The organism is Kitasatospora acidiphila (assembly GCF_006636205.1).
GTDB lineage: Bacteria > Actinomycetota > Actinomycetes > Streptomycetales > Streptomycetaceae > Kitasatospora > Kitasatospora acidiphila.
This window is the reverse complement of sequence record NZ_VIGB01000003.1, coordinates 4,028,265-4,042,031: the sequence shown is the minus strand read 5'-3', so window position 1 is coordinate 4,042,031 and position 13,767 is coordinate 4,028,265. Positions and strand designations below refer to the sequence as shown.

The window sequence follows — 13,767 nt, the reverse complement described above, 5'->3', positions numbered from 1 at the left end:
GAAAAAAGCCCGATCTCCGGGCTATGGGAGTCGGGCAAAGCCTTAGCGGCCAGCCATTCGGCGAAGCCACGCATTGGGGTCTGGGGGCGGAGTGCCGCCGCGGTTTCCCTGCCCGAGATCCGGAACAGGAAAATTGGCGGGAGACTGCTGACCGGCGAACGCGAGAAGGGCGTCAGCCTGAGCATTCAGGGTCGCTTCGTCGGTGCCAGTGAGAAGCTCTACAGGCACGCTTTTAGCGGCTGCCACGCGATATCGGGCCAGCTCTGCCCTGGCGCTGTTCGCCTCTGCTACAGCCTTCTCCGCGGCCTTCTGGGCCTTCTGCTCGGCGGACAGCTGAGCTTCCTTGATCTGGGCAAGCTCGTCAGCCGCGCCAGCGTTAGCCTTAGCGCGATCCTCATTCTGCCGAGAAAGGGCCTTCCACTTCTCGGCTTCCTTCTGCCAGTCCACCGGCGCGGCCGGCTCGGCAGGGGCCCCAGAAGGGGCCTGAGGGCCGTTCTGCGGCACGTTCGGGTCAGTCATGTGTTATCTCTCCCGTTTCGGGTTTCAGGCCGCCGTTTCGGCTGCCGGTGGAATATCGGCAGGACCACGAAAGCCCTGCCCGCGGACCGTAAGAACGGGCCCTAGCTCGCCGTGCTCCCGCACTTCGAGAAGATGCGCGCCGTAGTACGGCGAGAACTTCCCTGAGACGTCCGACGCCTTCGCGTCTTCAGCCAGATAGGCCGCATCGATGACCTGTCCCGGATCCTTCGATCCGGTGATAGGCGCGACGGCACACGAGCAATTCGCGTGAATGGGCATCAGGTCAGCGATGTGATAGCGCTGAGTCGCCGCAATCTGGCATAGCTCGCAGGAACGGCCAGATCCGACAACGCGGCGATAGCCGACAACTCCGAGACTCGGACCAGACCGTTGCAGGACGATGCGCGAAGCATGAGTCCGAGCAAGTTGGAGATCAGTCGAGATCATCGTCAGTGCGCGCTGTTGGCCGATAGCCTGTGCGTCGACCGGCGCCCTACCTTCCGAGAGCTGATACCAGACTTCTTTGATTGGTCTGGTGTACTCGACATCCGGTGTCACTCCATTTCGGAGAGCGGATCCCGTCACCATTTCGGCAGGGATCCCAACCGGTGTAACCGGAGAACCGCTCATCTCGGATAGCGCTTGCGAGAGGTAGACGTCAGTCAGAGCGGCTGTCGTCTGCTGGGCAGCAGTCATCAGGGGGACGATCTGACCGAGCCACACGGCCAGGCCGTCATCCGAGTAGTCAGGGAGAGAGGACCACAGCGTCTGTGCGGTCTGCGTGGTCCTGGTTCTCACCGCTCGTGCGGCGACAGCTGCTCGTGCGGCAAGGACTGCGGCACTCACTTCACGGCCGGCGGAGCCGGCGGAGTCTGGGGCGCCGAAGCGCCAGGATCCGTCAGGGGCAAAGTCGTGGCGGCCGGGGCGGCGCCCGGATCAACTCCCATGGGAGAGCTGAGAGATGCCATTAGCGCATCCTTCATGCGCTCAGCTTCCATGCGGTCGATCTCGCTCGGAGTGAAGCCCAGAAGCGCCATCCGTTCCCTGAAGGGAACGCCAGCGGCCTCCCATTTCACGGCAGCGTCTGCAAGCTCAGCAAGTGTGTGCCGCTCAGGATCGGCCCAGACGATGACTGAGTCAGTCCCGATCTCAGAGCCGATGTACTGGCCGGCCAAACGAATGACCCGTTCCCAGCACTCGCCGAATTCGATTGCCCTGTCTTTGACCTTTGACGTTAGGCCGCTTTCAGCGGCTGCCAGGGCGTCTCCAGACACATTTGCAATGTCCGCCAACAGATAGTGGGGAGGGGTGCGACTGATAGCCGCAATGTCTCGGATGTCAGCCGAGCAGGCCGATAGAATCGGCTTTAGGTCGGTCGCCTGGAAGTCGCCGAATGATGCATCGGCGTCCGGCACGATCCACAGGAGATCAGCGCCCGGATCAAATGGGCGCTGAGGATTTCCGTTCTCGTCCTCAACTTCGACGCCCTTAATCCACCGTTGCCGATAGGCCTGCATTGCCTGAGTGACGAGACGATCGAGCACGGTGACATTGATTCGATCTTGGATGTCCGTGACATCCTCGAATTCGCCCATGCCCATCAGATTGCGCTGCCGCCGGTTAACGAAAGGAATGACTGGCACTTCGCCAAGAGGATTTGGAGCCTCAGACTTGTCTGGATCCGGCTCCCATGCGGTAGCCTGCCAAGCCGTGCCCGACTGCCCTTCCTTGACTGCCCGGAAGTAACAGATGCGATCGGGCAGATACACGATGGCAAGCTGTCGGCCAGAGATCGAGTCAAGCCATGTCTTCATGGCAGCTAGGAGAACTCTGCTTCGAATCGGATCAGACTCATGGATCACGCTTAGCGGCGACTCCGGTGTGATGATCGGCGTGGTCGGATCCTGGGGATTCGGACCGACGATCACGTAGGCCCGACCAAGTGCGCCGGCCTGATGATGGACGATGCCGCAATCGGCATCGAGGGAGTTTGCCTGCCAGATGCGCCAGGCTTCCTCGTCAGTGCTCTGGCTGCCAGCGGAACCAGTCCTGAATCCCAGGACGGAAAGACGCTCTCGGACCGCCTCAGCAATGAGCCCTGTGTAGTTGCTCCGGGACATCTTTTGAAGGCGATGATAGGTCTCCCGCATTTTCCGGTTGCCTGTCGGCAACGGATGCTTCCCGGAGTCGTACTGCTGAAGTGTTTCCAACCGATCGGTATCCGCAGCAAGCGTGGTTCCGAGACGCAAGAGCCACCAGCCAGGGGAATTCGGAGTGTTAGCGTCGTTGAGCACTCGACCCCCTTAGAATCGGTAGAGCTTGCGGGATTTCTTCTTGACTTCGGTCACGCCGGACGCAAGAGCGTCCATCCTGGCCTTAAACGCCAGCGTTGCGGCAATGGCGCCGTCAATCTTCCTCGGGGAAGACGGATGGTCCTTGGCGATCGTGATTCCGGATCGACCAACACGCCTACGGGCGTTGAGGACGTGTCGCGTCAAAGCGAATGAGCCATCGTGGGTCATCTCCTGATCGACGATCGCGTTATGCAAGATCTCAAGGGCTCTCACGGTGAGGCTGGCTCGGCCACCAGTCATCCACCATTCGATGGGGTGATTGGCGGATGCTTTCACTGTCAGCCGGGGCCCGTATCGGGCCTCCCAAGTGTTGACGTGGCCTTCCCATTTCGCGGGGTCGGCGAAAAAGCCGACCACAGAATACTGATCGAAGGCATCGTCAACGGCCGCAAGAACCTCGATGATCGGAACTTCCCAGCCTTCCCCGGCGGGGCCTTCGGGCTGTTCCCAAACGGCCAACTGAAAGAGGTGACCATCAGAGACTCGACAGCCAATGAGGGCGGTAGCGTCGGTTACGCCGCGAACACGCTTGCGCGAGCCATCAAACCCGAGGGTTATAACCTCTCCGGGCTCAATCATCTTCTCGTGATCCTGGCAAACCAACCATTCCGGCTGAGATATCCAGCTATCGGTAGCATGCGTAATCATGTTGAAGTAGAAGCGATCGCTGTCCTGAGGATCCGTGGCGGGATCCCAGATCTCATCAATGATGCGATCGAAATTGATCCACGCTCGCGCGTCGCCGTAGACGAAAGAGAGCGCGTCGCGGATGCTCCGCTCATTCGTTTTGTCTACCTCGAATGGGGGTTCTACATGGTCGTAGAGCAGGCCATCACGCCGTAGCCGTCCCTCTCGCGCTTTCTGGGCCGCTTCAGCGGATCTCTCGGCAACGGATTCTTCGCCAGGGACGAAGGCATTTGTCGTCTCGACAGACCGACCGTCCATCTTCGCGAGATTGCGTCGGATGACAGCTGCAAGCCTGTCCCCACCGTTGGAAGGGTTCCACAAATGGGTTTCGTCTAGAACGGCAAAAGTCGTTCGCTGGCCTTCGCGACTCTTCGAGTTGCTGGTGACCTGAACGAGCTTGCCAGTCGCGCTGTAGACGCGCGTGAGGCCGACGTCCAAGCCCGGATGATTCCGTTCAGCAGGACCGGTCAGCATCTCCTTGACGAGATCGTAGGTGTTAGCCGTCTGGTCTTCGGAGACTGCTGCGAGCTGAACCAAGGGAGACGGCTGAGGCCGGCCTATCGGCTCGCCTGAAGCATCTCGCCCGGCGTAAACGACTGGCCCGAGTAGTTCCGCGCAACAGAGCGCGGCCAAGAGAGGAGACTTTCCCCATCCCTTTGGGCGAGAGAGGACGGCCCGTCGGAAGGTGAATCGTCCGGCGTCATCGACGCCATAAAAATGCGTGACAAAAGCCGCTTGCTCATCGGTGAAGGTGAATGGCTCGCCTTGATGCTCGCCATCGGGCTGAATCAGATTCGCACGGCACCAGTCGAGAATCCGATACCCGAGAGTCTGTGTGGGAGGAAGCGGCTTGAGCTTCTCAGTCACTCCGAGCCGGCCGCATAGCGGCGGCGGTAGTCAGTCAGGTCAGGGACGCCAGAAGGAGTCTCGGTCGACGCGGGAGCGTCGTCTTGGTCCTGGTGCTCGATCTCCATCTTCAGACGCGCGCGATCCTCGATCGTCGCCCCGAACTTGGCTACGCGGAGCCTGAGTTCAGAGGCGACGCTGTGATCACCCGTCCAAAATCGGGCGTGGAGAACGGCAGTCTCCAGGAGCACATCCCAGTCTGAGGCAGTGAAGGCCTTCGCCTGAGGTGAGCGACGCCAGTTGAGCCACCATGTCTTCGTGGCCTCAGGCCAAGGCAGATCCAGCGACTCGCCATCGGATCGCATCACCCAACCCGACCGCGGGAGCGGACTCCCGCGAAGCGTTCCGTCAGAGGAGAGGGAGGCAGCGTCGGTCGACGCGTTGCGCCTGTGGCGCTTGTCTGCCGGCTTCGGAGCTGGACCACGACCAGCCATGGCATCTACCTCCCTTGTCTCGTAGGCGTGTTCGGATGACAGCCGCCCCGCGGCTGTGCCATAGTCAGAGACGTCAGCTCCACTTCGGCGGAGGTGACTCATACATCCTGGGACGCTTGATTTTGCCCCCCGCATCTGCGGGGTTGGCCCGTCGATAGCTGTTGGAGCCTCGTCGGGTTCCTCCCCGCAAACGCGGGGTTGTCCCTTGGATGATGCGTGTGCACGATTGCTCCCCGCTACTGCGGGGGTTAGAGAGCCGTCCCATAAGGGGCGGCTTTTCTACTTCTCGATCTCGTTCGGCCCCAGCCGTAGCAACCCTTGGCGCCTCTTACTCGCTGGCTTCGTCCGATCCGGCCGCGCCAGCGGCCATCAGTCGATCGTGATGCTCCGCCAGAAGCCGGCGGAGCCGGCGATGATGCCATGCGAAGAGCAGTGACGAGCTGATCGCTGATGCGATGAGGTTCGGATAGACCTGAGGCCACTCAGTGATGAACCAAGAGATCACTTGGAGCCATCACGGGCAATCGAGGCATTGGCCCAGAACATCGCTTCTTCGATCTTCGTCAGGGCAAGAGCCTTCTCACGTCCCTCCGGACAGACCTCATCGACCAGGGCTGCAAGGAGCTTGCAGCCGGCTCGTACGTCCTGGTGCTGATCGATGGTCAGAGCATCCTTCGGCGGATGATGGTCGAAGCGGCGGTTCAGCTCTTCGTAGGTCACGGCTTCTCCTCGTGGTCTGCTAGCGCCCGTCGGGCGTCGTAGATGAACTCCCATCCGATGCGCCTGGTCGACTGGGACGGCGGAGACCAGGACTCGATGACCTTGCTCAGATCGGCCCTGGATTCGACTCGATCGAGCGCTTCGCAGAGCGCGTCTAGATCATCAATCGCCTGGTCAGACATCGTGTAACCCCCTCGTAGCTCAAAGTCCCCAGACCCGTACACCCTCCGGGCCGCAGGTTCGTCCCGAGGAAAAAGAAGCTGGTCAGGGGGCTACCCCCCCATAGTTCTGAGTGCCAGGACCATCCCAGTTATCACAGTGGGTGAACCGTCCGGCTAAGAGAGCCGTCCGGGCTTGAAGGATGGATGAGCACCAGGGCGAGGACTTCAGATCAGTCCGGGATGCCGCGGCTTTGGCCGCTTCATGCTCAGTCGAAGCCGCGCGGCGTTACCTTCCGCGGATGACTTCCTGGAGTGATGCCATGAGCAGAGGGCTCGTAGATTGGCGGGCTCATGAGAGCCGCCCGGAATGATGTGATCGACATCAGTTGCTTTCTCAGTGCATCGCTGTGAAGTCGACTCAATCCAGGTGCACTGATATCCATCCCTTGCAAGCACGGCTTGCCTACGAGATGACCAGTCACTCGGTAGTTCACTTCTGCGATTACTGCCCTGCCAATGAGAGCCCATATATATGAACCCCTTATATTGTGGGACCAGTGAGATTCGAACTCACATCTTTCGGCTTATGAGGCCGATGCTCTACCAATTGAGCTATGGGCCATTGTGCGGTGATGGCTTTGGCGTCAGCCACCTTTAATTCCCGTTGCCTCCAGGAAGCCGCTATATCGCCCCGCAAGGGCGGGTGATTGAAGGCCAATGTGCCGTAGCACATTGGCCAGTATTCAATGTCTGGCACGGAACAATTTCTCCGCTACCAGCACCATCAGAAACCCCCGGTCTCAAAAACCGGGGGTGGATAGAAATTCCGGTCACCAGGAATCTTCCAGATACCGAGTGGGAGCACTTCACTCGGGAGACTCAAAACCGGTGACCGGAAACCTCGTGCGCGCTCTCGCGCGGATTATTCAATTCATTCATTAGCAACTGCCCTTGAAGGCAGTTGCTTGATATCTAATATCTTTCTCCGACGAGACCTTCAAAGGTCTCGTCTTTCTCTTTATATATTAGATAATTAGTTAACAGGCGCGCGAGAGACGCGCCTGAGTGGTGCTCTCAACCCATGTATGGCTGTCCATCGGTCCCAGAGAGGACATCCGACTAGGTAACGGTTTGGCCTACGCCATCTGACCTGCATCGTTGCGCCTTCAAGCGCAACGCTTGACAAGCTTCGAGCCCTAGTTCATGCTTGAGGTCAAGCGCAACGCTTGAACGACCACACGGCAATCCTCAGCCATGAGCCAGACGCCAAGCAAAGGAGCCCGAAGTGTCCAGCATTAGGAGCATCGTGGATATGGCCGCAGAGCGCGGACTTATTGCGGATTCGCTGGCCCACGCAACTGGATTCTCCGTCAAGATTCGGTCCCGGAATCACACCGGCTACAACGCTCACGGGATCTACTATCAGTCGCGGATTGACCATTACTCGACCGAAAACGGAATTCGGCTTCGAGAGGATCAGGTCCCGGACTACTTGTCTGCCTACGCGCTCGATCCTAGCGCCGGTCCTTGGGTGCTGATGGAACGCTGCAGAATAGACCCCTTTAGCAATTGGAAGACATTCGACGCGAGCTGAAACGCAACGCTTGACAGTCTAGGGCTTCGGCCCTAGACTCTTCCTCAGCTGAAGCGGCCAGAACTTATGCGGGAGTCGAAATGACCGTCATTCGTGCCAGGCTCGACATGCAGACGCCCAACAGTGGGATTCTCCTAGTCGAGGGAGAGCACCAGGCCCGCGTCGGACGAGATGAGGATGGGTACTTCGTAGATAGCGACTACAGCGACAGCGACGTGCCATTCTGCATCACAGGCTTCCGAACGCGTTTGGCCGCGGTCAAGGCTGCCGTGAAGCGCTTTGGTCTGACCGGCAAGGTCAAGCTTGAGATTGACGAAGAATGGCGCTGGGCGCCTCGCGTGATCGACTGAAACGCAACGCTTGACAAGCTCGCTCGGTGGGTCTAGTGTTTACATCAACAGCCCACCGAGAAGGAGCCAGCGAGATGTTCAGCATCAACTACAACCGGACCACCAACCACATTGCCGGTCTGAACATCCGCACCGCTGGCGGTGGCATTGACAAGGGTGACCGTGTCTCTTACTACGCCCAGAATGCCTGTGGCAGCCTTACCCGCGGCAACCTTGCTGAGGGTCCGTCCTTCAAGACCGCTCGTGAGGCTCTGGACTACGCTCGCATCCCGGGCGGCCGGAAGCTCTGCACGCGCTGCGAGAAGGCCGCTCTGGCGATGATTGAGGCCGAGGAGACCATCGAGGCTCCGGAGGTTATCGAGACCGAGCCTAAGGGCGCCGAGAAGGCCACGGAAGAGCCCGTTAAGCCCTCTGCGGAGATTGCCAAGCCGGAGACCCCGCGTACGACTGAGATCCCGTCCAACTGGCTCTACATGGCCGAGAATGCAGCCACCGAGACGGCTCGCGCCTGGTGGCGCAAGAAGTGTGGTCTTGCGGCCTGAAACGCAACGCTTGACAGGCCTAGGGCTTCGGCCCTAGGCTCTTCCCCAGAAGGAAGCCAACCGGCAGAGTCGGTAGGCGCGAGGGACCGATCGCATCGGTCCTGAGAACGACCGGAACTCACTCGGGAGACGCCATGAACAATGACCTTGAGATCGCGAAGAACAAGCTTGCGGAGTTCATGGCCGCGGTTGAGAAGGATCCGGAGAACGAGACCCTTGCGCGAGTTGTCGTGATCCTCTCGAACGAGATCACTCGCCTGATGGCCGAAGAGAAGCGCTAGAGCCGAAACGCCCTTCGGGGCGTCGTCCGGGATTGGTCTACCGGGCCTGATGAGGCAGACCAGACAAAGGGGAGAGTCGAATGTCCGGGAACCGCTCGATCGTCGTCAAGGGTCTGATCCGAATCGCCACGATCCTGGTCGCTGGCATCGTGATTCTCTTTGTCATCGCGGCCATCAAGGCGCCGTACGGCGCTCAACAGCACTCGCAGCCGGCTCCGGCTGCATCGTGCTCGACTGACAGCGGTTCGAGCGATCCCAGTGCCTCTCAGGCCTCTTGGCAACACAAGACTGGCAGCCACAAGACGACTCATCACAAGACGTCGAAGCACCACACCACCACGCACCACAAGAAGACCATCAAGCGCGCCTGATCCTCCGCCAATCGATGTTGAGGGAGACATCATGTCCAAGCGCTACCGTGCCCAGATCATCCGCGGCGCCGTTGCCCGTGGAGTCGTCCACTATGGCTGTGACTGCAACCTGAAGATCAGTGGTGTCGGAGAGCACGAGCGACTGCCAGCGGCACTGTTGGCCGCGGCGATTCCCGGGAAAGTCACCCAGTACTGCCCTCAGGGTGAGACGATCGAGATCCCTGAAAACTGGCTTTACATGGCTAAGCATGCCAGCACCCCGACCGCACGCGCCTGGTGGCGCAAGAAGTGCGGCATCTCTGAGGAGAACTGACGTGAATCTCCTGTCCCTGCGGTCCGAGATCTTCAAGGCTCTGACCAACAGCAACAACGACGAAATCAAGTCCGTCGAACGAGTGGATCCGGCAACAACTACGTCAGGCTTCCGGCTCAAGGTCACGACCGTTGACCCGATGGGCGAGGACCGCGTCTGGTTCATCGACTTCACTGAGGAGAGCTGAGATGCCGAAGAAGACGCGTACTGAGCTGAAGACGATGGCTCAGGACGCCCTAATGCACGGCATCGCGAACGTTCTGGGCTACTGGGAGCCGAAAGACGAAGTCATTGAGCTGACGGACGCTGAGCGAGAAGAGCTGCGCGAGATCATGCAGCGCGAAGCTGACCGAATCGCGAAGATCTTCGGCTACGAGAAGGCTTGGAGCAACTGATATGCCCGAGTATGTCATCCCCGCAGATCTGAACGACGCCCAGAAAGACGGATTCAGCTGCATCGTCTGTGATGGTCGTGACGGACCGATGATTCCGGTTGGACGCGTTGACGGATGTCAGGTCTTCGCGCATGAAGACGAAGCGTTCGCGATCTCGACCGCGGCTAGGCCTCTCGCGTGATCTGCCGTCAATGTCGCGAAGCAGCAGACAGGAAGAAGCCGAAGCGCCATAATCGGTGTGAGTCGCCTGATTCCTGCTGCTGTCAGCACCGGATCACAACCCACGATGTCAAGTGGGTTGCTAAGGGGACTAGCTCCCGCTAGTCCCTGAAGGCGAATGGGTCATCAAGGAGAAGAAGTGATCTGTCGAAATCATAGTTGGTCCGATTGGCGCACCATCGGAAACCGCATCGCTCGGACGTGCCGACTTTGTTCGGCTCGTCAGTTCTGGAAGGGCTGACAGCCGTCGGTCATGAGGTCTAGGCTCCCCTACCGCTTACCAAAGGGGGAGCCATGGGCTTCAGAGACTTCGTCAGTGATCAGGTCTTGCAGGCGGATGCTAAGAAGCTTGGGATCCGTGTCGGTCTTCGGGCTGACAGGGTCTCTGTAGGCCGCGTGAGCGGCCGGCTGACAGGCGCTCAGGCATCCGTCTCGGTCAGTGCCCCGCGGGGCACCTTGGGCCGAGCCCTGGTCCAGCGAGGCTGGCAGAGGGCTGGCCAGATCAGCATCACCATCGTCACGAGCGACGGGATCGAGATGGTCTCGTCCGTCAGGGACGAGAAGCTAGCGCGACGATGGGTTGCGCGATTCAATACCCGATCCGGAACACATCTCCAGGAGTAAGCGTGCAGCGCATTAAGTGGGATGCACAGAAATACGGCGGCTACTGCGGAAGTCTCGGACGATTTGAGTTCTTCGAGATCAACCTGAGCGACAAGTACGATGATTCGCGGCCGTGGCGCTTGTTGCCCAAGTCCAATATGGTCCCTGGTGGCATTCTGGGATTCGAAACCATTGATGCAGCCAAGGAGCATGCCGAGCAGGCTATGACGGCATTCCTGAACGCCATTGGCGCACAGTGGAAGGATGAGCAGTGAAGGAGCGTCCGACTACTCGACAGTTCGTGGAAGCGATTCAGAAGGTTGCGGCAGGATGGGGCGTTGATGACCCGCGCTGGGCCGCTCTTCAGACCATGCAGGACTATGCAGGTCTGATGACGCCGGAGGAATATCAGGATTCCTCTGACTCGGACGACGAATGACCTTCATTCATCTCCACAACCACACAATGTTCTCGATGCTCGATGGGGCGGCCCGGTTGGGGCCGCTCTTTCGTTCCGCAGCCGAGATGGGTATGCCTGCCCTGGCCATGACGGACCATGGAAACTTGCATGGCGCCTACGCCTTCTGGCAGGAAGGGCAAAAGCACGGCGTCAAGCCGATCATTGGCCTTGAAGCCTATGTGGCTCCTGGAAGTCGCCTTGAGCGATCTCCAGTCCGTTGGGGGGACCCGAGCCAGCGGGATGACGATGTTTCAGGCCGCGGTGCATATACCCATATGACGCTGCTGGCAGAGTCAACTGAGGGCATGCACAATCTCTTTCGGCTCTCGTCCCGAAGTTACGCCGAAGGCCTCTACTACAAGCCACGGATTGATCTGGAGATCCTGGCGGAGCACTCTCAGGGCATCATCGGCACGACCGGCTGTCCTGGTGGCGAGGTTCAGACTCGACTTCGTCTCGGCCAGTACGACGAAGCGCGGGCAGCCGCTGGCCGGCTGCAAGACATCCTTGGGCCCGGGAACCTGTTCGTAGAGCTGATGGACCACGGGATAGAGATCGAGGGGCGCGTCAGGGACGATCTCCTCAGGCTGTCGCGGGAACTGAGTCTCCCTCTGCTGGCGACCAATGACAGCCACTACGTCATGGCTGACCAGGCGCCAGCCCACGATCTGCTGCTGTGCATCGGGACTCAGGCCACGATCGACCAGCCGGACCGATTCAAGTTCAGTGGGTCCGGTTATTGGTTGCGGAGTCCACAGGAGATGCGTCGACTCTGGGCTGAGTTGCCGGAAGCATGTGACAACACTCTGAGGATCGCAGAACGATGCAATGTGTCCTTCGAGTCTCAGGATCTCCTACCGCGGTGGCCAGTGGCCGAAGGATGGTCTGAAGAGCTGTGGCTCCGCACGGAGGTCTTCAGGGGCCTTCAGCGACGCTATCCACGCGGTATCCCGCGGGATCGGATCGAGAGGGCAGAGTATGAGCTGTCAGTCATCTCTTCGATGGGCTTCGTCTCATATTTCCTGGTGGTGGCGGACTTTATTGGATGGGCTAAGCGCCATAGCATACGCGTCGGGCCGGGGCGCGGAAGCGCTGCTGGATCTCTTGTTTCCTATGCTCTGAGCATCACGGATCTCGATCCGATCGAGCATGACCTGATGTTTGAGCGCTTTCTCAATCCGGAGCGCGTTAGCATGCCGGATATCGATATTGACTTCGACGACCGACGGAGAGGAGAGGTAATTGAGTACGTGGCGAGAAGATGGGGATCAGAGCGCGTCGCGCAGATTGCGACCTTTGGTGTTATCAAGGCGAAGGCCTCGATCAAGGACAGTGCTCGCGTTCTCGGATACGGGTATGAGACTGGTGACGCTATCAGCAAGGCGTATCCTGCACCCATCATGGGTAAGGATGCATCTCTGGACTGCATCTTCAATCCTGAGCACGAACGATATCGGGATGCCGGCAAAGTCCGCGCCATGTATCAGCGTGACGCGGACGCTCGAACCGTGGTCGACGCTGCCCGGGGCATCGAAGGCCTAGTCCGTCAGGCCGGCGTGCACGCTGCTGGCGTCATCATCTCGGCAGAGCCCTTGATCGATCATGTGCCGCTGTGGACCAACAAGGATGGCGGCACGATCACGCAATTCGACTATCCCACCTGCGAAGCTCTCGGGCTTCTGAAGATGGATTTCTTGGGGCTGAGCAATCTCAGCATCATTGACGATTGCCTGAGGGAGGTGAAGCGAAATCATGGAACGGACGTAGACTTGTTGCGACTACCACTGGATGATGGTCGTACTTTTTCCCTACTCGCCAGTGGGCAGACACTCGGGGTATTCCAGCTTGATTCAGGCCCCATGCGGAAACTTCTCCAACGGATGCGGCCCGATAAGTTCGCCGACATCTCGGCAGTCCTGGCTCTCTATCGTCCGGGACCTATGGGGGTCAAGGCGCATTATTCCTACGCTGATCGCAAGAATCATCGCGAACCGATAGAGCCGATCCATCCTGAGTTGTCCGCGGCGCTCGATCCGATTCTCCGTGATACCTACGGTGTGATCGTCTACCAGGAGCAAGTGACGAAGGCTGCTCAAGTCGTCGCCGGCTACTCTGTTGGCAAGGCGGACCTACTTCGCAAGGCCATGGGCAAGAAGAAGAAGGAAGTCCTTGATGCGGAGTTCGAGCCGTTTTCCGATGGCATGAGACAGAATGGCTACTCGGAGGACGCCATTCGAACCCTCTGGGATGTCCTGGTCCCGTTTGCTGACTACGCGTTCAATAAGGCACATTCAGCAGCCTACGGCCTGATCTCATACTGGACCGCATACCTGAAGGCGCATTATCCGGCCGAGTACATGGCCGCGGTGTTGACCGCGGAAGCCGGTAAGTCTCCGGATCAGGATCAGACTCCGGCCTATCTGGCGGAGTGTCAGAGGATGGGCATCCAAGTGCGATCACCGCACATCAACGTCTCCATGGCTGACTACACGCCGGCTCAGGGAACGATCCTTCATGGCCTAGGCGCCATCAAGGGTGTGGGGATGGCCGCGGGTCAGATCGTGGCCGAGAGGGACGCTCGCGGCCCCTTCTCGTCCCTGGTTGACCTGTTGGCTCGGGTTGGCGCCGGGACTCTGAACAAGCGCGTGATAGACGCGCTCCTGACGGCTGGCGCGCTTGACTCCCTTGGGCGACGTGTCGACCTGAGTCGACAGTACGAGAGCCTGTCAGCCATTGTGTCTGACCTGGTCAAACGAGAGTCCTATGGGCAGTACGGCCTGTTCGGCTCGGGCCTCTCCCTTTTGACCTCAAACGCAACGCTTGACACAGGGGCCTCATGGCCTCACAGTAGAGCCTAG

At 59.5% G+C, this 13,767-nt stretch carries 16 protein-coding genes, 1 tRNA gene and 1 other RNA gene; 11 read left to right on the top strand and 7 right to left on the bottom strand.

Going from position 1 to position 13,767, the window contains the following annotated elements; translation table 11 throughout:
* Positions 1 to 42 precede the first annotated feature (42 nt).
* The 7 genes from E6W39_RS18915 to E6W39_RS18885 all read right to left on the bottom strand — a co-directional run bounded on the left by E6W39_RS18915 (position 43) and on the right by E6W39_RS18885 (position 6,402).
* Positions 43 to 519, bottom strand: a complete 477-nt coding sequence (locus E6W39_RS18915) for a hypothetical protein (RefSeq protein ID WP_141634525.1) — start codon at positions 517 to 519, stop codon at positions 43 to 45.
* 24 nt (positions 520 to 543) lie between these two features.
* Positions 544 to 1,215: a hypothetical protein gene (locus tag E6W39_RS18910; protein WP_141634524.1), complete on the bottom strand. Its 672-nt coding sequence runs from the start codon at positions 1,213 to 1,215 to the stop codon at positions 544 to 546.
* Positions 1,216 to 1,361: 146 nt separating this feature from the next.
* A complete protein-coding gene (locus E6W39_RS18905) occupies positions 1,362 to 2,813 on the bottom strand; it encodes a phage portal protein (RefSeq protein WP_141634523.1) in 1,452 nt (483 codons plus the stop codon).
* Between the two features lie 9 nt (positions 2,814 to 2,822).
* Positions 2,823 to 4,427, bottom strand: coding sequence for a terminase (locus E6W39_RS18900; protein WP_141634522.1), 1,605 nt, complete (start codon positions 4,425 to 4,427; stop codon positions 2,823 to 2,825).
* Positions 4,424 to 4,900, bottom strand: coding sequence for a phage terminase small subunit (locus tag E6W39_RS44535; RefSeq protein WP_456152133.1), 477 nt, complete (start codon positions 4,898 to 4,900; stop codon positions 4,424 to 4,426). The genes E6W39_RS18900 and E6W39_RS44535 overlap by 4 nt, the downstream gene beginning before the upstream one ends.
* 501 nt (positions 4,901 to 5,401) lie before the next feature.
* Positions 5,402 to 5,620 carry an Acb2/Tad1 domain-containing protein gene (locus E6W39_RS18895; RefSeq protein ID WP_220140232.1) on the bottom strand — a complete coding sequence of 73 codons (219 nt, stop codon included), beginning with the start codon at positions 5,618 to 5,620 and terminating at the stop codon, positions 5,402 to 5,404.
* Between the two features lie 710 nt (positions 5,621 to 6,330).
* Positions 6,331 to 6,402: transfer RNA gene (locus E6W39_RS18885), tRNA-Ile, on the bottom strand.
* Between the two features lie 1,053 nt (positions 6,403 to 7,455).
* Between E6W39_RS18885 and E6W39_RS18880 the strand changes: the two genes are divergently transcribed.
* The 11 genes from E6W39_RS18880 (at position 7,456) to dnaE (ending at position 13,767) form a co-directional block, all read left to right on the top strand.
* Positions 7,456 to 7,725, top strand: coding sequence for a hypothetical protein (locus E6W39_RS18880; RefSeq protein WP_141634520.1), 270 nt, complete (start codon positions 7,456 to 7,458; stop codon positions 7,723 to 7,725).
* A gap of 74 nt (positions 7,726 to 7,799) precedes the next feature.
* Positions 7,800 to 8,267 (top strand): hypothetical protein, encoded by a 468-nt coding sequence (locus E6W39_RS18875; protein WP_141634519.1) that lies wholly within the window; start codon positions 7,800 to 7,802, stop codon positions 8,265 to 8,267.
* Positions 8,268 to 8,401: 134 nt separating this feature from the next.
* Positions 8,402 to 8,548, top strand: coding sequence for a hypothetical protein (locus E6W39_RS39465; protein ID WP_181799327.1), 147 nt, complete (start codon positions 8,402 to 8,404; stop codon positions 8,546 to 8,548).
* Positions 8,549 to 8,612, top strand: an RNA gene (locus E6W39_RS18870) — hammerhead ribozyme type II.
* Positions 8,613 to 8,628: 16 nt separating this feature from the next.
* Positions 8,629 to 8,919, top strand: a complete 291-nt coding sequence (locus E6W39_RS18865; protein WP_141634518.1) for a hypothetical protein — start codon at positions 8,629 to 8,631, stop codon at positions 8,917 to 8,919.
* 31 nt (positions 8,920 to 8,950) lie between these two features.
* On the top strand, positions 8,951 to 9,232 hold the full coding sequence (locus tag E6W39_RS18860) for a hypothetical protein (protein WP_141634517.1): 282 nt from the start codon (positions 8,951 to 8,953) through the stop codon (positions 9,230 to 9,232).
* A 1-nt stretch (position 9,233) separates the two neighbouring features.
* On the top strand, positions 9,234 to 9,419 hold the full coding sequence (locus E6W39_RS18855) for a hypothetical protein (protein ID WP_141634516.1): 186 nt from the start codon (positions 9,234 to 9,236) through the stop codon (positions 9,417 to 9,419).
* Between the two features lies 1 nt (position 9,420).
* Positions 9,421 to 9,627, top strand: coding sequence for a hypothetical protein (locus E6W39_RS18850; RefSeq protein ID WP_141634515.1), 207 nt, complete (start codon positions 9,421 to 9,423; stop codon positions 9,625 to 9,627).
* A gap of 845 nt (positions 9,628 to 10,472) precedes the next feature.
* Positions 10,473 to 10,724: a PWWP domain-containing protein gene (locus E6W39_RS18845; protein WP_141634514.1), complete on the top strand. Its 252-nt coding sequence runs from the start codon at positions 10,473 to 10,475 to the stop codon at positions 10,722 to 10,724.
* Positions 10,721 to 10,888 (top strand): hypothetical protein, encoded by a 168-nt coding sequence (locus E6W39_RS39460; RefSeq protein WP_181799326.1) that lies wholly within the window; start codon positions 10,721 to 10,723, stop codon positions 10,886 to 10,888. Before E6W39_RS18845 ends, E6W39_RS39460 begins: the two co-directional genes overlap by 4 nt.
* Complete coding sequence (dnaE, locus tag E6W39_RS18840; protein WP_141634513.1) at positions 10,885 to 13,767, top strand: DNA polymerase III subunit alpha; 2,883 nt, start codon at positions 10,885 to 10,887, stop codon at positions 13,765 to 13,767. Before E6W39_RS39460 ends, dnaE begins: the two co-directional genes overlap by 4 nt.